The organism is Bacillus sp. EB V-12 (assembly GCF_056158125.1).
Map to the genome: position 1 here is coordinate 138,178 of NZ_JBUXJL010000001.1, position 19,310 is coordinate 157,487.

Sequence of the window (19,310 nt, forward strand, 5' to 3'; positions counted from 1 at the left end):
CGTTCCATTGAACAGGTATACAAAAATTATTGTTGCTATGTTTTTAATGATATTTACATTCGTATCAACATTACAACCACTTGCAGTTCAAGCAGCTACCAAGTTGGCTGACGGTGAATATTCAATTGGCTTCAAAGTTTTAAAAGATACATCAGATGAAGAATCGATGATGAATCAATATTCAGTAAGTCCGGGAACTTTAAAAGTGAAGGATGGGAAAAAGAAAGTATCCTTTACATTAACAAATAGTTCATGGATTACGAAATTTGAAACAGAAAAAGCAGGTAAGCTAGTTGCGACAAATGTAATTAGTGAAGATAAAGACAAAGATACAAGAGTAGTAGAATTTGATGTAGAAGATGTAGAGAAGGTATTAAATGCAAAAGTAAAAGTAGATATTGATTTTTTAAATTATCATCATGAGTACGACGTTCGTATTGCATTTGATCAAAATAGCATTACACCAATTCATGTAGAAAAACCAAATGAAAAAGAGGACCCAGCTAATAAGCCAGATCCAAATGAAACTACCGATCCAGGTCAGAAGCCCGACCAAAAGCCTGACCCAGATCAACAACCAAATTCTAACACAATTACAGATGGTGCGTACAGCATTCCATTTAAAGTGTTAAAAGATCAAACAGATGAAGAATCTAAGATGAATAGTTACATGGTAAATCCAGGAGTATTAAAAGTAGAAAACGGTAAGAAAAAAGCAATTGTAACACTAAAAAGTAGCTCATTAATTAAAAATTTCCAAACGGAAAAAGATGGCGCATTTGTTGATGCAAAAGTAGTGAGTGAGGATAAGGAAAAAGATACAAGAGTAGTAGAGTTTGAAGTAAACGATTTATCTAAAAAACTAAATACAAAAGTATTTATCGAAATGGCATCAAGAAATTATAAGCAAATGCATGATGTACAACTTTTATTTGAACAAGATAAACTTGAACAAATTAAAAATGAAGAGAAACAACCAGAAGTAGAAAAACCGGAAGCAGAAAAACCGGAAGCAGAAAAACCAGAAGTAGAAAAACCAGAAGTAGAAAAACCAGATGCTGAAACAATTAAAGATGGTGAATACAGCATCAATTTTAAGGCATTAAAAGATCAAACAGACGAAATTTCAATGATGAACACATATACAAAAAGTCCAGGTGTGCTAAAAGTAAAAGATGGTAAGAAGTATGTATCATTTACGTTAACGAACAGTTCTTGGATTACAAAATTTGAATTTGAGAAAAATAGTTCGTTTGTTGATGCAAATGTAATAAGTGAAGATAAAAAAACTGATACACGCGTAGTGGAAGTAGAAGTACCAGATTTATCGAAAAAGTTAAATGCAAAAGTAAAAGTAGATATCGATTCAATGAATTATCACCATTTTTACGATATTCAATTTGCATTTGATAAAGGTAGCATTAAGCCGTTAGATAACCAAGGTGAAAACACCAACCAAGGTGGAAACACCAACCAAGGTGGAAACACCAACCAAGGTGGAAACACCAACCAAGGTGAAAACACCAACCAAGGTGGAAACACCAACCAAGGTGAAAACACCAACCAAGGTGGAAACACCAACCAAGGTGGAAACACCAACCAAGGTGAAAACACCAACCAAGGTGGAAACACCAACCAAGGTGAAAACACCAACCAAGGTGAAAACACCAACCAAGGTGAAAACAACAACCAAGATAATAACACAACAATTGATCCAAAAGCTCTTAAAGATGGTGAATACAGCATTGGCTTTAAAGTGTTAAAAGATCAAACAGATGAAATCTCAATGATGAACACATACACAAAAAGCCCAGGTGTATTAAAAGTAAAAGATGGTAAGAAATACGTATCGTTTACATTAACAAATAGTACATGGATTACGAAATTTGAATTTGAGAAAAATGGTTCTTTCGTTAATGCAAAAGTGTTAAGTGAAAATAAAGAACAAAATACAAGAGTAGTAGAAGTAGAAGTAAACGATTTGTCTAAAAAATTAAATGCAAAAGTAAAAGTAGATATTGATTCAATGAATTATCACCATGTCTATGATGTTCAATTTGTATTTGATCAAGACAGTATTAAAGCTTTAGGGACCCAAGGCGGAAACAACAACCAAGGCGGAAACAACAACCAAGGCGGAAACAACAACCAAGACGGAAACGACAACCAAGGCGGAAACAACAACCAAGGCGGAAACGACAACCAAGGCGGAAACAACAACCAAGGTGGAAACGACAACCAAGGTGGAAACAATAACCAAGGTGAAAATAATAAACCGAGAGTAATAGTTGATCCGAAAAATTTAGTAGATGGCCAATATGATATTACATTTAAAGTATTAAAAGATAAAACAGATGAGATTTCAAAGATGCATGACTATGTTGTAAATCCAGCGAAATTAATCGTAAAAGATGGTAAAAAATATATTGAGATGGTGCTGAAAAATAGTGCGTGGATTACGAAATTCCAAACGGAAAACAAGGAACTATTCGCTGATGCGAAAGTAGTAAGCGAAGATAAAAATGCAAATACGCGAGTAGTACAGTTTGAAGTAGAAGATCTATTTAAAAAATTAAACGCAAAAGTAAAGGTAGACATCGATGAGATGAACTACCATCATTTCTACGATGTACAAATTCAATTTGATACAAATAATATCGGCGCGTTAGGAACTCTTAAAGAGGAACCGAAAAATCCAGTGACTACACCGAAAGTAGATAATGTAAAAACAGTAGGTACTCCTGATTTTAACCGAAATGCAGATGGTCAGAAGAAAAAAGAAGATACAAAAAATGATTCAAAAAAAGAGAAAAATTCAAAAACTGCAGATACAGCACAACTTGGTTTATACATGGTGTTACTGCTAGGTTCACTTGCTTTACTAGTTCGTAAATATAGAGCAGGTAGATTGTAATTTTTGGAGTCTTGATGCATATTCGCGTGTATCAAGACTTGTTTCATATTGTATGGAAAGGAGTGGTGATTGAGAGTGAAGAAAATTGCAAGTGTACTAATGGCTATCATTTTGTTAATGAGTATAGCCGGGTGCTCATCACCAAAAAAAGAATCAGCAAAGCAGGTAAAGAGTGAAAGTAAAGAGCGCGTTGTTGCAACAACAGTGGCTGTTACTGAAATTATGGATGCGTTAGAAGTAGATTTAGTTGGCGTTCCAACAAGCTCTAAAACTTTACCGAAGCGATATAAAGGTTTACCTGAAGTTGGGAATCCAATGAGTCCAGATATGGAAAAGGTAAAGTCATTAAAGCCTTCAGAAGTGTTATCTGTGACAACACTTGAATATGAATTAAAGCCGGTTTTTGATGGTGTGGGTATGAAAGCAAACTTTTTAGATTTAACGAGTTTGAAAAATATGCAAAGTTCTATTAGCGATTTAGGTAAGAAATATGGGCGTGAAAAACAGGCCGAAGCAGTAGTAACTAAATTAGATAAAAAGGTTGCTAGCATTCAAAAAGAAGTAAAAGGAAAGAAAGAACCGACAGTGCTTATTTTATTAGGTGTGCCGGGAAGTTATTTAGTAGCAACAGAGCATTCTTATATTGGAGATTTAGTGAAACAACTAGGTGGTAAAAATATTGTGCAAGGTGAACAAGTAGAATATTTAGCTTCTAATACAGAGTATTTAAAGAAAGCTGATCCAGATATTATTTTACGAGCAGCTCATGGTATGCCTGATGAAGTTGTAAAAATGTTTGATAAAGAATTTAAAACAAATGATATTTGGAAACACTTTGCTGCGGTTAAAAATAACCGTGTTTACGATTTAGAAGAGCGTTTATTTGGAACGACAGGCAATTTAGCAGCAATTGAAGCGTTAGATGAATTGAAAAAAATGATGTATCCGTGATGCATTTTAATATAAAGGAAGAGTAGAATGAATAAAAAAACTTGGAGTTTCCTCATTGTTACTGCATTGCTTATTGTTATGACATCATTGTCAGCGATGAAAGGTAGTTTAGAAGTAGGTATTGTTGAACTTGTACAAGGGATATTTACAGGTGGAAATGAAGATGTTGAAGTCATTAAAGATTTACGTTTTCCGCGTATTATTATTGCGTTGTTCACTGGAGCGGCTCTCGCTGTTTCAGGTGTGCTTTTTCAAGCTGTTATGAAAAATCCACTCGCTGATGCTGGGGTAATCGGTATATCTTCAGGAGCAAGTTTTATGACACTCGTTATTATTACGTTGTTCCCGCAATTCTTTTTCTGGACACCTGTATTCGCCTTTTTAGGTGGTGCGCTTGCATGTTATCTCGTTTATTCGTTTTCATGGAAATCAGGATTAAGCCCGCTTCGCATTATTTTAATTGGTATTGCCATTAATGCAATGTTTACTGGATTAAATGAATCATTCGTTACGATTTGTGGATATTTTATTAAGAGTATTAAGCAAACGACGACTTCTAACATAACAATGAAGACGTGGGGCGATGTAGAAATAATGGTGACTTATGGAACGATTGGTCTTATTCTTGCTCTGTTCGTAGGAGCTTGGTGTAACTTATTATCGCTACAAGATAAGACTGCGAAAAACTTAGGCTTGCACGTGACGAGAGTTCGTCTTATTATTTCTGCCATTGCAGTACTCTTAGCGGCAGTATCAACAGCGATTGCAGGTGTTATTGCTTTTGTAGGATTACTAGTTCCGCATATTTCAAGACAATTAGTCGGTTCAGACCATAAAGTATTAATTCCATTTTCTGCTCTTGCAGGGGCGTTATTAATTTTGACGGCAGATACGATTGGAAGGTTAATTGTGCCACCTAACGAAATTCCAGCAGCAACAATTATGGCGGTTATTGGTGGTCCATTCTTAATATTTTTGCTTAGAAAGAGTGATAAAGTTCATGGAAATTAAAAATGTAACCTTTTCATACGATAACGTAACAAATCGTTTAAAGTCTGTTAGTAGTGAAATAGAAATTGGGAAAATTACAACAATCATTGGACCGAATGGATGTGGGAAATCAACATTACTTAGTGTCATGTCTAGAAACCACGCTCCTAGCAGTGGAGAAGTAATACTTGATGGGAAAGCGATTGGTGAATATAAACCGAAAGAGTTTGCTAGAAAGCTAGCGGTTGTCCATCAACAAAATGAGGCTCCAGCAGATATTACAGTGGAAAAGCTAATAAGCTTCGGGCGTATGCCATATAAAAATATATTCTCTCCGCAAACAGATGAAGATAGAGAAGCGATTGAGCGTGCACTAGTATGTACGAATTTACAAAGTAAGCGTGATAAGCCAATTTATGCTTTATCTGGTGGAGAGAGGCAGCGAGTTTGGATCGCGATGACATTAGCTCAAAATACACCAATGCTCTTCTTAGATGAACCGACCACATATTTAGATATTTACTATCAGTTAGAAATATTAGAGTTAGTGAAAGAGTTAAATGAAGTGCATGGACTAACGATTGTAATGGTATTACATGATATTAATCAAGCCATTCGTTATAGCGACCATATTATCGTTATGAAAGATGGAGAAATCATTACGAAAGGTATTCCTAATGATGTAATAACAGAAGAAATGGTTAAAGCAATATATGGTGTAGATGTCATTGTAAAGCAGGATGAAGATACCGGATTGTACATGGTACCTATGGGAATCTAAAGGCTGAGCATAATCCGTTTTGAGGTGATAATTTGAATAGTAAGAAAGGACGGAAAAAGAATTCTTTTTTTCAACGCATACTTACAATTGTGTTTTTAGGAATCTTTTTCTATTCAATTTATGAGTTGGGCGGGATTTTCATGGATTATTATGAAAATCGTAAAGTAATGGCTGAGGCACAACATATTTATAAAAGAAGTCCAATGGAAGAAAAATCAGAAGATGGAGAGGTACGTAAACAGTTTCAGGATCTCCAGAAAATTAATCCAGAGATAGTCGGATGGATTACGATGGATGATACACAAATTAATTATCCAATCGTTCAAGCAAAAGATAATGATTACTATTTATTTCGTAATTATAAAGGTGAAGATATGAGAGCGGGAAGCATTTTTATGGACCATCGTAATGATGTGAAATCTCAAAATCGAAATACGATTTTATATGGCCATCGTATGAAAGACGGTTCTATGTTTGGTAGTTTAAAAAAGATGTTGGATGAAGACTTTTTTATGTCTCATCGTAAATTATATTACGATACATTATTTGAAGGATACGACGTTGAAGTTTTTTCAGTATACACGACAACAACGGACTTTTATTACATTGAAACGGATTTTGAAAATGATGCAGCATATACATCGTTCTTAAAGGAAATTCAAGAAAAATCACTGTACAAAACGGATACGGAATTGACGGCTAATGATGAAATCGTAACACTTTCTACTTGTGATTATGCGCTTGATCCAGAGGCTGGAAGGCTAGTTGTACACGCAAAATTAGTAAAAAGAAATTAAAGAAAAAAGTATAGAATATGAGAAGTGATAGATAACGCTTCTCATATTCTATACTTTAAAAAAGGACTGTTTTTACTGTGCTGCAGCCATTGGCATACGTACAACTTTTACATCATAGTAAGCAATTTTATTATCAAGAATATATTCTGGCATTCCGCCTTGATGTGAGTGAGCATCTTTAAATGCAGCGCTCTTTGTCCAACCTTGGAAATCTTCTTTTGCATTCCAGCGAGTGCTAATTGTTACTTCATCATAATCAACTGTATTTTGCGTTAAAAGAACTTCTAGACCTAAAAAGCCTGGCATCGTTTCAACTTTACCTACTTTATTAAAACGCTCAATTAATTTATGTCCATTTCCCTTTGTAATTTTAGCTGTATTTGTAACAATAATCATGTTTATTCCTCCTATAAATGTAGCTATATTTTCAAGAACTCATATACATTAAATGATAATGAAAATCATTATCATTGTCAATGATAAATGTGAAATATATAAGTTTTTTTCTATTATTTTGGACAGTGAGATTTTCATTTCAAAACGTAGTAAATATGTGGCGATTAAGTGCGAGAATGAGCTAGTTGTACTAGCAAAGCAATAATATGGTATAGTGAAACGAGGCTGTTTTTTCAGTCTCGTTTTTTAAATGCTTCCTGTAGAGAAAGCATGCAAATGGAAAGGAAGTTATTATATGCGATCAGAAGTAACAGTAAAAATAAAACCGAAATTTATAAAAGAAATTAAAAGTGGATATCCGCTTATTTTAAAAGATGCGATTCAAAATTTAAATGATGTTCAGGAAGAAGGAACAATCATCAAAGTAGTAGATGAGAAGAACCAATTTATCGGAAAAGGCTATTATGGAAAACAAAATAAAGGATATGGCTGGATTTTAACGAGAAAAGAGAGTGAACAAATTAATCAATCTTTCTTTGAAAGTAAAATCAAATCTGCCTTACATAAACGAAAGCAATTTTACAAATCAAGTGATACGACAGCATTCCGTGTGGTGAATGGTGAAGGTGATGGTCTTGGAGGACTAATTATCGATTATTATGATGGCTACTACGTAGTAAGTTGGTATAGTGAAGGGATTTACACTTTCAGAGATGAGATTATAGCCGCTCTTCAAAAAGTAGCAAACTTTAAAGGTATTTATGAGAAAAAGCGTTTTGATACGAAAGGGAAATACATTGAAGGCGATGATTTCGTAGCAGGAGAGCGCGGTGAGTTCCCGATTATCGTAAAAGAGAACGGTGTAAACTTTGCGGTTTATTTAAATGATGGGGCAATGGTTGGTGTATTTTTAGATCAACGTAACGTTCGAAAACAAATTCGTGATAAATATGCAAAGGGAAGAACAGTGTTAAATATGTTCTCTTATACAGGTGCTTTCTCTGTATTTGCAGCGCTTGGCGGAGCGAGTAAAACGACGAGTGTTGACCTTGCAAATCGTAGTTTAAGTAAAACGATTGAGCAGTTTAGTGTAAATGAAGTTGATTATGAAGCACAAGATATTATTGTAGAAGATGTATTTCTTTACTTCAAATATGCAGCTAAGAAAAAGATGAAATTTGATATGGTCGTACTTGATCCTCCAAGCTTCGCCCGATCAAAAAAATATACATTTAGTGCAGCGAAAGATTATAAAAACTTATTAAAAGAAACAATTGCCATTACAGAAAATAACGGAATTATCGTTGCTTCTACAAATTGTAGCGCATTCGATATGAAAAAGTTTAAAGGCTTTATCGATACAGCCTTTAAAGAAATGAATGGCAAATATAAAATATTAGAAGAACATTCTTTACCAGAAGATTTCCGTACCATTGATCAATTTAAAGAAGGAGACTATTTAAAAGTAGTTTTCATCGAGAAAATTAAAGGTTAATAAAGAAAAGGAGCTCGAGTTTACTTGAGCTCCTTTTCTTATTGAACGATATTTTGTACTCTACCGACTTGTCCGTCCTGCAATCGCACTTTAATGCCATGCGGATGGGAAGGGGAGTTTGTTAAAATATCTTTTACAATGCCACGTGTTAATTTACCTGTTCGTTGATCTTGTTTTAATACAATATCAACTTCAAGACCGGGTGCGATATTAGAACGTTTTTGTCCGTTCATTTACACACCTGTACGTCTACGTTGGTTGTTTGTCTTTTTCGTTTGTTGATTTTGTAGTTTTTTTGTTTCTTGGCTTTGATTTTTTGCATTTTGACCATTTCCATTTCCTTGCTTTTTCTTAGCAAGTTGTTCACGCATTAAATCAGCTAAGCTTACTTTTTTGTTTTCTGACATGATAAGTCTCCTTTATATAAAGTTAATTATGAACAATCATAGTGAATTTCATCATATCATTGTTAAGGAAGGAAGGGAAGTTGGTTTGAAAATTCATATATTTGTTTCCAGTCTGTAGTAGTTACGATACAATTGAGTTGTTAACGTTTGTAAAAAGGGGATAGACATATGTCACATCATATTTTATTAGTTGAAGATGATCTCTCAATTCAAGAGATGGTGGAAAAGTATTTGATAAAAGAGGGCTTTCAAGTAACAATTGCGTCTGATGGAGAAGAAGGCGTGAACACATATTTAAAAGGTTCATTTGATTTGATTATCCTCGACATTATGATGCCGAAGCTAGATGGCTTAGAGGTTGTACGAATCATTCGAGAAAAAAGTGCTGTTCCGATTTTAATGATGTCGGCAAAAGATACAGATGTTGATAAAGCTGTTGGATTAGGACTTGGAGCAGATGATTACATTTGTAAGCCATTTTCTATGATTGAATTAGCTGCACGTGTAAAGGCAGGTATTCGAAGATCTACGAAATATTCGGCTACAGAAACAACAGAAAAGATGATTCAAATTGGTGATTTAACGATTGATCCAATTAATTTTACTGTAGAAAAAAACGGGAAGCCTCTCAAACTTACTTTAAAAGAATTTGAGATTCTAAAATTGTTTGTAAAGAATCAAAATCGTGTATTTACAAAAGCACAAATATATACACTAATTTGGAACGAAGAGTATTACGGTGACGATAACGTTATTAATGTTCATATGAGAAGATTGCGTGAGAAAATCGAAAGTGATCCATCTAATCCAGAATATATTAAAACGTTATGGGGTATCGGCTATAAGTTGGAAGTGATGTAATATGGTCAATTTGTTAATAAGTATTATTTTTATATTGTTATGTGTCATTTACATACAATATAAAATGAGAAAAAATAGTAGTAAAAATTTACGATACACATATGAAAAGTTAGAAAATATTGTAAATGTACAAACGGGCGAGAAGTTACTCGTTATGACAGATGATCTAGAATTGCAAAAATTATTAGTGGCAATTAATCAATTATTAGATGCAAAACAGAAAACGAATGCAGATCATGCAAAAGTAGAAATTTCGATGAGAAAAATGCTTTCAAATATTTCACATGATTTAAAGACGCCACTAACAGTTATTCTTGGATATATAGAAATGTTAAATAAGGACAAAACGATGAATAAAGAAGAACAGCAAATATTACTTGAAAAGGTGCATGTGAAAACACTAGAAGTAATGGAACTGATTCATAAGTTTTTTGATTTAGCAAAACTAGAATCTGGTGACAAGGCAATCGAGATGACAAAAGTAAATATGAATGAGGTTTGTCGTGAGAAGATTTTATCTTTTTATGATTTAGTAACATCGAAAGGTTTTCATGTTCATATTGATATACCGGAAAGAAATATATATGCACTTGGAAATGTAGAAGTATTAGGCAGGGTATTGAACAATTTAATATCAAATGCGATTACATATGGAGACGATGGAAAGACACTTGGTATGACGTTAAGAGATGATGAAACGAATGTGTATATAGACGTATGGGATACAGGAAAAGGAATTGATGAATCGCATATTGATAAAGTGTTCGAGCGTATGTACACACTTGAAGATTCAAGAAATAGATTGTACCAAGGGAGCGGTTTAGGGTTAACGATTACGAAAAGGCTTGTGGAAGCGATGGATGGAAAAATTCATCTTTCTAGTAAGCCGTATGAAAAAACAATTTTTACAGTTGCATTAAAAAAGATGCAGTTTTAGCTTGTAGAGAAGTAGATTCTACAAGCTTTTTTTTCAGCGTAAGGAATTTGTAAGAAACGGGTAAGAAAAAAGAGATTTCCGTTGTCTATTATAGAAATATAGAGTATTGCGAAAGGGGAAAGTAACATGACATATATATTAAAAACAAATCAGTTAACGAAAGTGTTTAAAGGGAAAGAAGTTATTTCCGGTGTTAACATGCATGTGAAAAAAGGAGAAATTTACGGTTTCTTAGGACCAAACGGTGCTGGTAAAACAACGATTATGAAAATGATTACAAATTTAATAAAACCGACGAGCGGTGAGATTGAAATTTTCGGTGAGAAGTTAACAGATACATCTTATGAAGTATTAAAGAGAATGGGGACGATTATTGAATATCCAATCTTTTATGATAAATTAACGGCGAAAGAAAACTTAGAATTACATTGTGAATATATGGGCTATTACGATAGAAATGAAATTGACCATGCTTTACATTTAGTGAAGCTGCAAGGTATAGATAATAAAAAAGTAAAAGATTTTTCATTAGGAATGAAACAACGACTCGGTATTGCAAGGGCAATCGTAACAAAGCCAGAATTACTCATTTTAGATGAACCCATTAACGGTTTAGATCCAATTGGTATTAAAGAATTAAGAGACTTATTTAAAATGCTCTGCAAAGAATATGGCATTACATTATTAGTTTCTAGCCATATTTTAGGTGAGATGGAATTAATGGCGGATACAATTGGTGTCATTCAAAATGGAAAACTAATAAAAGAAGTTTCAATGAAGAGTATTAACGGAAAACAAACAGAGTACATTGAAATTACTGTTCCTGATGTGAAGCGTGCAGCTTATATTTTAGAAGATAAACTTGGTATAAAAAACTACAAAATAATGAGTGGAAACATGATTCGGGTTTATGAAGTGGCGGTGACACAGCAAGCCATTTCAAAAGCACTTATTATGAACGATGTGGAAATTGAAAGTATTAATAAGAAACATAGTTCTTTAGAGGAATATTTCTTAAATGTAATGGATGGAGAAGGTATTCATGCTTAATGGACTGTGGCTGAACCTGGTAAGTGGATTTATCGTAATGCTAATAAGTGGAATTTTATATTATAGAAAACCAGAGCGGAAATGGTTGTTCATTGTACTAGTGATAGGAATGTTAAGCTTCGTTACTGCTGGAATTAGAATGTTAGCAGCGTAGAGACAGGTATATAAAGAATGGAGGCGTGGTTTATATGTTTAAATTAATGAAGCTCGAATGGAAGAAACATCAATTATCTAGTTACTTTAAAAGTGTAGCAATTTGTATTATAGCAATTTTCGCTGCAGTAAGCCTTATGGCATGGGGAATGAAAGCCGAGGGAGACGTGCTCTTCTTTGACTTCACACAGAACATGGCTTTAGTAAATATTTTTATTAGGATAACATTCATTATTTTTAGTTCAGTCATTTTATCACGTTTAGTAATTGATGAGTATAAGAACAAAACGATACAACTATCATTTATGTATCCGCTACAAAGGAAAATGCTAATGAGTGCGAAATTAACAATTGTTTTCTGTTTTTGTTTTGTGAGCACGATTATCGCGACTTTCATTATTAGCTTGCTCGTATATTTTGTGAGTCCAATGATGGGACTGATTGAAACACCTGCTACGATAGGTGAAATAATAGCTATCGTTCCAGGTACTATTATAAGTGCATTTATGATATCTGGTATAAGTTTAATTCCTTTATTTTTTGGAATGAGAAAGAAATCGACACCGACAACGATTACTTCAGCAGTAATAATTGGCTTGCTGATTAGTGGTAACTATGGTCCTGGAAACGGTCAAGTAAGTATGTTTGATTTTATAGCTATCCCAATCGTGCTCTGTTTATTAGGAATTTTCATTAGTTATCTATCGTTTCGTAAAATCGACAAGATCGATGTGGCGTGAAGCAAGCCTAAAACAACAACGAACTGGGGTATGACTGGTGAAAAAAATAATAGTAATTGCAATATTATTCATTACAATTGCTAGTGTAGTTTTTGGTATTAAGGTGTTTCAGGGGAAAGATTTTAAGAAAGAAAAGTCTTTTGAGATAAATAATATAAAAGAAATACAAGTAGACAATGAAAACTGGAATCTTGAATTTAAAAGTACAGACGCTAATAAAATAGTAATTTCCGCTCAAGGTGAACAAGCAGATAAAGAGATAGATCCCGTCAAAATAGAAAATGATGAAAATAAAATTATGGTTAAGCAAAAACAAGAGGCGAACAAATTTTTTAATGGTTTTACGTTTAGGAAGAAGAATAGTATATGTATAGCTATTCCGAAGAAAGAGATAGATAAAATTATAGTAAATAATAAATCGGGTGATGTGAAAATAAGGGATCTAGTAGTAAAAAGTATCATGACGAAAGGCAAATCTGGGGATGGAATGATTGTAGGACTATCAGCCGAGAAAGGTGAATTCATATCGCAAAGTGGAGAGTTAGTTGTAAAAGATAGTTCAGTACAAGAATTAAATATAAAGTCTACGACTGGTGATAACTATATAACAAATGTAAGTAACTCAAATATGAACATCACTTCAACATCTGGGGAAGTATTGCTGAAAGATATGACAGAAGGAAAATCATTATTTATAGAAACAAAATCAGGGGATATTGGCGTACGATATAAAGGGGTTCCGACTTCTTTACAACTTACGGCTAAAAGTAATTTGACTGACGTAATAGTGGATTTAAAAGGACTTAAGAAAGATAAAAATACAGAAAAAATAAAAGTAGGAACGATTGGTGATGCAAAAAATGAAGCGAAGATTTTAAGTGAAACAGGAGTCATTTATATTGATTAAATCTTAGGAGGAAGGAGGACACTATCATGCTACATTTAATGAAGCTAGAATTGAAAAAGTTTAAGCTTGGTTGGTACGTGAAGAGAGCAATTATTGCAAATATTGTTATACTGGCATTAATGATCTTTGTGAGCATCATCGCTCAAGTAGAAGGTGATGCAGAAATAAGGAATCCAGAGACGATATTGTTAATGGCTAGCGCAATAGTAAGAGCAACGTTTATTATTTTTGGTAGTGTATTAATCGCAAGGCTAATAATTGGTGAATATAAAAATAAAACAATACTACTTATGTTTTCTTATCCTATTAACCGAAAGAAAATGATGGCTAGTAAGTTGGCTATTACAGCGATAGTAACATTTATAACAGTTATTGTATCTAACATTTTAGTAGTAGGAATTTTCTTTGGGATAGATAGTTATTTTTCAATTCTTCCTAATTCATTCACAGTAGATCAATTGATGCAAGAAGGAATAAAACTAGTTCCTTTAGCCATTGCAACTGCGGGAATGAGTTTAATCCCATTATATTTCGGAATGCGTAAACGTTCCGTGCCAACTACAATTGTTTCATCTCTTATCGTTGTCTCAATTGCAATGAATAGCAACCCATCGTTTTCTACAGCAACTTTTCTTCCTCTTCAACTAGCATTGGCAGCAATTGGAGTTGTGATTGCGTATTACGGCATTAAAAATATAGAGAAGGAAGATATAGCAGTATGATAAGAATACGTAAAAGGAGTTGGTGTTATACTAACTCCTTTTTTGTATATATATGCTTCGTTACTACTCTGTAAATTTAGAGTGTTTACTTAAATAATCTTGTACTCCTGGAGAAATGTTAAAGTTATTTGGACTTTTATATTCGATAGTAAACTCTCCGTCAGTACTTGTTTTAAAGGAGATCGCATAGCTATTCATTTTAGCATCGTAAGAAGTATTTTTGACTACCGCATCTAAATCGAAGTATTTTGTAATATATTCTTTTGATTCCGTAATTGCTACTTGTTTTCCCCAAGGGGTACCATAATAGGTGAAATAAAGAGATACACTAATAACTCCAATAAGAGAAGTTAGTAAAATAGTTCCCATAGCTATTTTTTTATTTTTTGTATTCAATTTGGTTACTCCTCTTCGTAATATGTATTCATTTTAACCTATCTTTTCCATAAAACAACCATTAAGAAAAAATAGTTTCACATGAAACAAGTTACAGAAAAAGACAAGATATGTAAACATCTTGTCTTTTTTGTCGTTACATTTTAGGAGCTTCCATTCCAGCAGCAGCCCATTCTTCTTTTGCGGGGCCATATACGCCAGGAACTGTTAAGCCAGCTTGTCGCATTAAAACCGTCATTTGCCCGCGATGATGATTTTGATGATTAATAAGTGTCATTAAAAATATAGAATTCGGCATAGGGCGACCAAAGAAGTCATTAATAGTTGCTAAATCTTTATTAGTCCATTCGCTTTGAAGTGCTTCAACAAAAGCCGCATTCACTTTACGGTACTCATCTGCAATTGTTTTTGCAGAAGTTTGAACAGGATAATCTTTCGTTTCTCCTTCAAACTTTAGCCCTGTGCCAGATAGTATAACAGGAATTGCCGTCACGATATGCCAAGCGACTCTTCCTAACGTCCAATGTCCAGGTGCAATTTCTTGTGATAAAGATGCATCGGTTAATGAATCAAGCATTTTCTGAGTAGACTCTGCTTCGTATGTCCATGATTGCAAGAAGCCGTCAATGGTTTGGTACATAGTTATCCCTCCTATTTTTGTTCATAGATTAAATTCGTGAGAGATAATATAATCCCTGTTCCACAAGAAATAATTAATTAAGCATTGCTACAATATGAAAACAATTAGAAAATATTTGTAAAAGTGTCAGGAAACGAATGTGCTCATTCGTATATATAATGAATAAAGAATGGGATAAAGAGTGGTGATAAGGGTGAAGGATATAGAAATAGTAGAAGGTCTTCGAAAACAAGATATGTTAGCATTACATACAGCAATTGATCGATATGGAGATTTAATTTATAAGGTAGTTCATAGTATTTTAGATACGGCACAGAGTAAGGTGTTAACGGTTGTATGTGTTTTTATGGATCGTTATTATAATGAAGTTGATTTAAAAGTATGTGTATGGAATGAAGTAGCTTATATGAAAACAATATTAGACCGTAAAGGTGGAAGTGAGTTTCTGCATATAAAGTATAAAAATGATAAGGAATACGTATTATTGGGAAATGCTGATGATTACAGAGAGTTATTTCAAATAGTAGGTAGGTTGAAAATAGCGAATGGAATAGAATTGAGATTACAAGATAAGAAATTAAAGAGAAAGTTAACTTTAAAACGAAGTGTGCTCAATATAATCATGTATTCACTTGTTATATATATTATGTACAAAGCCTATATTAATTTTATGCCATAATAGGAAAAGACGGCTTCACATATATGAAGCCGTCTTTTAATTAACTTTCTTCCCACTCTTCCTCATCAACCATAAGAAATAAGGTGCTCCAAGTACAGCAACGACAAGACCAGAAGGAATTTCTTTCGGATATGCGATTGTACGTCCAAGTAAGTCAGCAACAGAAAGAAGGATTGCTCCAAATAGTGCTGAACAAACGAATAGTCTTTGATGATTCATACCAACAACAATTCTTGCTAAGTGAGGTGCGACAAGGCCTAAAAAGGCAATTGTACCGACAGCAGCGATATTTACTGATGCAAGTAGTGTCGCTAGCACAATCAGAGCAAGACGTGTCTTATTTACTGGTTGCCCAAGTCCAGTTGCTAAATCGTCTCCAAGTACGAGAACGTCAAGTTGTTTTATTAAGAAAAAGATAATGAATACAAGAATTAGAGATGGATATAGAATGATATTTTCTAAGTGATTCCATCCTCTTGCATACGTACTGCCAGATAACCATGTTAAAGCAGCGGCAACATTCAAATTGGCTCTAACGATAAAGATTTGAATAATTGCTGAGCCAAGCGCAGAAATACCAATCCCTATTAAAGCGAGAGCTGTTGGACTAAATCCTGATTTCCATGAAAAGAAGAGGACAATTCCTACTGCAAGTAGTCCTCCGATAAATGCACCAATTGGTAGAAAGAAACCAGGAAGTGCAGGAAAGACATACATAATAGTTAAAGCACCAACACCAGCTCCCGATGAAATACCAATAATAGAAGGATCGGCAAGTGGATTTCGTAATATACCTTGGAAAACAAGCCCACTTATTGCAAGGCATGCGCCAGCAATAGCAGCAACGAGCATTCTTGGTAAACGAAGATTCATCATCATATTTTTATCAAATTGTGTTAATTGACCTGATATAACATTTATAATGCTTTCGATATAAGCGTTACTACCGATTGTAACACCAAGAGCAATCGTCACAATACAAAGTGTGATAGATATAATGATTACCTTTTTATAAGAGTAATAGCGGGAACTAGCTCCAGCTGCATTCGCACCGTTATCATTCATATATTGTTTCGACTTCATCATTCGATACACTAAGTAAATAAGCCAAGGAGATCCAATCATTGCTGTGACTGCCCCAACAGGAAGTTCTGCACCGGTTGGATCTATTAATCTACCGACAACATCTGCTCCAAGCAATAATACTGCCCCCCATAAGAAAGAAGAGAGAAGAAGAGTAAAGTGTTGACGGTATCCGATAAGGCGCATTAAATGAGGTGCAACTAAGCCGACAAAGCCAATTGGTCCAACAACAGTAACAATTACTGCTGTTAAAAAGATTGCAGCAATGAAGGCGATAAGACGTGTTACTGCTGTTTTTTCACCAAGAGAAATAGCAACATCATCACCAAGTAAGAGAATGTTGAGTTTACGAGACATAAATAGTAAAACTAGGAAAGAAATAATGATAAATGGAAAAGCAAATTGAACGCCATCCCAGTTATTTTGAATAAGAGAGCCAGCTCCCCATAAAAATAAACCAGCTGTTTCATTTTCATAGAAAAGCTGCATCGTTCCGGTAAAGGCAGAGAGCATTAATGTAACGACCATACCAGCTAATGCCATTCTAAGTGGGGTTCCCTTTTTTCCACCAGAAATACGGTATACAAATAAAGCAGTAATAGCACCGCCGATAAATGTGAACAGAAGAGAATTAATTTGTAAACCTTTCGGTAAGAAAATTGTAGCCGCTACTAGAAAGAAATATGCGCCAGAGTGAATACCCATTGTACTGGATTCAGCAAGTGGATTTTTCGTTAACGTTTGTAAAATAACCCCTGATGCAGCAAGAGCGCCTCCAGCTAAAATGGCAATTACAGCTCTAGGTAATCGAAGCATGATTAAAGTTTGATGTTCTAGCGATTGGTTCGGTGAGATAAGAGCATCAATAATCATACTATAGGAAATGTTTGCTTGACCTTGTCCGATATGAATAAAGAAAAGGAGGAGCAAGAGAGCTGCTCCTCCTCCGAATACAAGACTTGCTCGAAGTAGGCTATTCATCGTGTAATCACTTCTTCGCTGTCATTACATCTGCTACTTGTGTTGCTAAAGATGTTGCAGACTCAGGACCACCGAAAATCCAAGTGTCGCCTTTTAATTTATACATTTTGTTTTCTTTTTTGAACTTTAATTCTTCCCAAGCAGGGTTGCCTTTTAGTTGCGTGTCAAAAATGTTATCTTCATCCGCTACAATGTAAATGAAGTTTGAATCTTGTACACTTTGTAATGATTCTACAGTTGTTTGTTTGAAACCATCTGGCTCAGATTTTCCTGCTTCAAAAGTATTTGTTAAACCTAATTTTTTTGTAACTTGTAAAGCTAAAGAATTGTCAGTTAAGATACGGAATGTTGGTACGTTTTTAGCAGTAAATGCTTGTGCCATTGCGATGTTTTTATCTTTTAAGTCTGCTTTCTCAATTTTTGCTTTTGCATCAGCGAATGCTTTATCCATATCAGCTAATACTTTTTTACCTTCTTCTTCTTTTCCAACTGCTTTTGCAATTTGTTTAAATGTTTCTGTCATTTCAGCAAAGTGATCGTTATTACTTGTTGATGGATCAAACATAACTGTTGGTGCAATTTGCTCTAATTCATTTTTAATTGCTTTACCACGGAATGAAGCTGTGATAATTAAGTCTGGCTTTAAACGGCTAATTTCTTCTAAGTTTGGTTGTTGACGTGTCCCTACATCTACAACATCTTTACTCGGTTTTGTTTTTGTATTTACCCATTTATTATAATTCTTAATGTCTGCCATCCCTACTGGCTGAACACCAAGTGCTAATAAGTCTTCAGAATATACCCACTCAAGTACAACTACTTTTTTTGCTGGTTTATCTAACTTCGTTTCCCCTTCAGCGTGTTTAATTGTTATAGCTTGATTTTTATTGTCCGCTTTTGTTTCTTTTTTCTCCTCTTTTTGCTGTCCGCATCCAACAGCGAATAGAAGAACTACTATGAAAATACTGAGAATTTTCTTCATCTTCTGCCCCCAAATTAAGTGTTTTTTGTAACTAGTACCATAAGTGAAAATGGTTATCAATTACAACACCCAAATCATACTATGAGGGTATTTTAAGTGTCAATATATTTTTAAAATTTTGACGAAAAATAACGAATTATACGGATTTTTATATATTATAGTCGCTATTTATGAAGAATAAGCCTCTTTACTAAAAATATTGGCGAATGTGGAAAGTTTAAATGGGAAAGTGGCTGTGTACGATAGTGTAATGTGTATTGTTAATAGTCTGTGGAGATAAGGCGAAAGTACAAGCAAAAGGAGAGTGAATCGCATGTAATAATTACTAGAATGTATGGAGGAAATCTGTGTTTTATCCCCGACTAGGCAAAGTATTTCTTTGTTATTTAGATAGGTGTTTTTTAAGTCGGTGATTGCGCTAAAAAGATCGAATGTAAAGGAAGTGATC

At 34.1% G+C, this 19,310-nt stretch carries 21 protein-coding genes; 14 read left to right on the top strand and 7 right to left on the bottom strand.

What is annotated here, in order from left to right; all coding sequences use genetic code 11:
- The first annotated feature begins 7 nt into the window (after window positions 1–7).
- The 5 genes from ACZDYH_RS00735 (at window position 8) to srtB (ending at window position 6,433) form a co-directional block, all read left to right on the top strand.
- Window positions 8–2,914 carry an NEAT domain-containing protein gene (locus ACZDYH_RS00735; protein WP_434712855.1) on the top strand — a complete coding sequence of 969 codons (2,907 nt, stop codon included), beginning with the start codon at window positions 8–10 and terminating at the stop codon, window positions 2,912–2,914.
- Window positions 2,915–2,983: 69 nt separating this feature from the next.
- Window positions 2,984–3,865, top strand: a complete 882-nt coding sequence (isdE, locus tag ACZDYH_RS00740; RefSeq protein WP_002098036.1) for a heme ABC transporter substrate-binding protein IsdE — start codon at window positions 2,984–2,986, stop codon at window positions 3,863–3,865.
- A gap of 27 nt (window positions 3,866–3,892) precedes the next feature.
- Window positions 3,893–4,876 carry a FecCD family ABC transporter permease gene (locus tag ACZDYH_RS00745; RefSeq protein ID WP_001036848.1) on the top strand — a complete coding sequence of 328 codons (984 nt, stop codon included), beginning with the start codon at window positions 3,893–3,895 and terminating at the stop codon, window positions 4,874–4,876.
- Window positions 4,866–5,636 (top strand): ABC transporter ATP-binding protein, encoded by a 771-nt coding sequence (locus ACZDYH_RS00750; protein ID WP_000403758.1) that lies wholly within the window; start codon window positions 4,866–4,868, stop codon window positions 5,634–5,636. Before ACZDYH_RS00745 ends, ACZDYH_RS00750 begins: the two co-directional genes overlap by 11 nt.
- Window positions 5,637–5,668: 32 nt before the next feature.
- The gene (gene srtB, locus ACZDYH_RS00755) at window positions 5,669–6,433 is read left to right on the top strand and encodes a class B sortase (protein ID WP_001086120.1); all 765 of its coding nucleotides are present in this window, start codon (window positions 5,669–5,671) and stop codon (window positions 6,431–6,433) included.
- Window positions 6,434–6,505: 72 nt separating this feature from the next.
- Here srtB and isdG read toward each other — a convergent pair whose 3' ends face one another.
- The gene (isdG, locus tag ACZDYH_RS00760; RefSeq protein WP_000587818.1) at window positions 6,506–6,829 is read right to left on the bottom strand and encodes a heme oxygenase; all 324 of its coding nucleotides are present in this window, start codon (window positions 6,827–6,829) and stop codon (window positions 6,506–6,508) included.
- 295 nt (window positions 6,830–7,124) lie between these two features.
- Here isdG and ACZDYH_RS00765 point away from each other — a divergent pair, with 295 nt between their 5' ends.
- The gene (locus tag ACZDYH_RS00765) at window positions 7,125–8,324 is read left to right on the top strand and encodes a class I SAM-dependent rRNA methyltransferase (RefSeq protein WP_025690701.1); all 1,200 of its coding nucleotides are present in this window, start codon (window positions 7,125–7,127) and stop codon (window positions 8,322–8,324) included.
- A 38-nt stretch (window positions 8,325–8,362) separates the two neighbouring features.
- Here the strand turns inward: ACZDYH_RS00765 and ACZDYH_RS00770 are convergent, their stop codons facing one another.
- Window positions 8,363–8,557: a YwbE family protein gene (locus tag ACZDYH_RS00770; RefSeq protein ID WP_001014310.1), complete on the bottom strand. Its 195-nt coding sequence runs from the start codon at window positions 8,555–8,557 to the stop codon at window positions 8,363–8,365.
- Window positions 8,558–8,731, bottom strand: coding sequence for a hypothetical protein (locus tag ACZDYH_RS00775; protein WP_001293578.1), 174 nt, complete (start codon window positions 8,729–8,731; stop codon window positions 8,558–8,560).
- A 168-nt stretch (window positions 8,732–8,899) separates the two neighbouring features.
- Here ACZDYH_RS00775 and ACZDYH_RS00780 point away from each other — a divergent pair, with 168 nt between their 5' ends.
- The 7 genes from ACZDYH_RS00780 (at window position 8,900) to ACZDYH_RS00810 (ending at window position 14,101) form a co-directional block, all read left to right on the top strand.
- Window positions 8,900–9,592 carry a response regulator transcription factor gene (locus tag ACZDYH_RS00780; RefSeq protein ID WP_000018056.1) on the top strand — a complete coding sequence of 231 codons (693 nt, stop codon included), beginning with the start codon at window positions 8,900–8,902 and terminating at the stop codon, window positions 9,590–9,592.
- A 1-nt stretch (window position 9,593) separates the two neighbouring features.
- Complete coding sequence (locus ACZDYH_RS00785; RefSeq protein ID WP_166694770.1) at window positions 9,594–10,529, top strand: HAMP domain-containing histidine kinase; 936 nt, start codon at window positions 9,594–9,596, stop codon at window positions 10,527–10,529.
- Window positions 10,530–10,655: 126 nt separating this feature from the next.
- A complete protein-coding gene (locus ACZDYH_RS00790; protein ID WP_000221071.1) occupies window positions 10,656–11,579 on the top strand; it encodes an ABC transporter ATP-binding protein in 924 nt (307 codons plus the stop codon).
- The gene (locus ACZDYH_RS00795; RefSeq protein WP_000931813.1) at window positions 11,572–11,733 is read left to right on the top strand and encodes a hypothetical protein; all 162 of its coding nucleotides are present in this window, start codon (window positions 11,572–11,574) and stop codon (window positions 11,731–11,733) included. Before ACZDYH_RS00790 ends, ACZDYH_RS00795 begins: the two co-directional genes overlap by 8 nt.
- A gap of 34 nt (window positions 11,734–11,767) precedes the next feature.
- A complete protein-coding gene (locus ACZDYH_RS00800; protein ID WP_000475549.1) occupies window positions 11,768–12,472 on the top strand; it encodes an ABC transporter permease in 705 nt (234 codons plus the stop codon).
- 37 nt (window positions 12,473–12,509) lie between these two features.
- The gene (locus ACZDYH_RS00805) at window positions 12,510–13,379 is read left to right on the top strand and encodes a DUF4097 family beta strand repeat-containing protein (RefSeq protein ID WP_088362148.1); all 870 of its coding nucleotides are present in this window, start codon (window positions 12,510–12,512) and stop codon (window positions 13,377–13,379) included.
- Between the two features lie 26 nt (window positions 13,380–13,405).
- Window positions 13,406–14,101, top strand: a complete 696-nt coding sequence (locus ACZDYH_RS00810; RefSeq protein ID WP_016125945.1) for an ABC transporter permease — start codon at window positions 13,406–13,408, stop codon at window positions 14,099–14,101.
- Between the two features lie 63 nt (window positions 14,102–14,164).
- Here ACZDYH_RS00810 and ACZDYH_RS00815 read toward each other — a convergent pair whose 3' ends face one another.
- The gene (locus ACZDYH_RS00815; RefSeq protein WP_001093303.1) at window positions 14,165–14,497 is read right to left on the bottom strand and encodes a YfjL-like protein; all 333 of its coding nucleotides are present in this window, start codon (window positions 14,495–14,497) and stop codon (window positions 14,165–14,167) included.
- Window positions 14,498–14,633: 136 nt separating this feature from the next.
- Window positions 14,634–15,137, bottom strand: a complete 504-nt coding sequence (locus ACZDYH_RS00820; RefSeq protein WP_088362147.1) for a DinB family protein — start codon at window positions 15,135–15,137, stop codon at window positions 14,634–14,636.
- A gap of 184 nt (window positions 15,138–15,321) precedes the next feature.
- Here ACZDYH_RS00820 and ACZDYH_RS00825 point away from each other — a divergent pair, with 184 nt between their 5' ends.
- Window positions 15,322–15,816, top strand: coding sequence for a hypothetical protein (locus tag ACZDYH_RS00825; protein WP_166694769.1), 495 nt, complete (start codon window positions 15,322–15,324; stop codon window positions 15,814–15,816).
- Between the two features lie 36 nt (window positions 15,817–15,852).
- Here the strand turns inward: ACZDYH_RS00825 and fhuB are convergent, their stop codons facing one another.
- The gene (fhuB, locus tag ACZDYH_RS00830; RefSeq protein ID WP_166694768.1) at window positions 15,853–17,880 is read right to left on the bottom strand and encodes a Fe(3+)-hydroxamate ABC transporter permease FhuB; all 2,028 of its coding nucleotides are present in this window, start codon (window positions 17,878–17,880) and stop codon (window positions 15,853–15,855) included.
- A gap of 7 nt (window positions 17,881–17,887) precedes the next feature.
- Window positions 17,888–18,862: an ABC transporter substrate-binding protein gene (locus ACZDYH_RS00835; protein ID WP_000722821.1), complete on the bottom strand. Its 975-nt coding sequence runs from the start codon at window positions 18,860–18,862 to the stop codon at window positions 17,888–17,890.
- Window positions 18,863–19,310 lie beyond the last annotated feature (448 nt).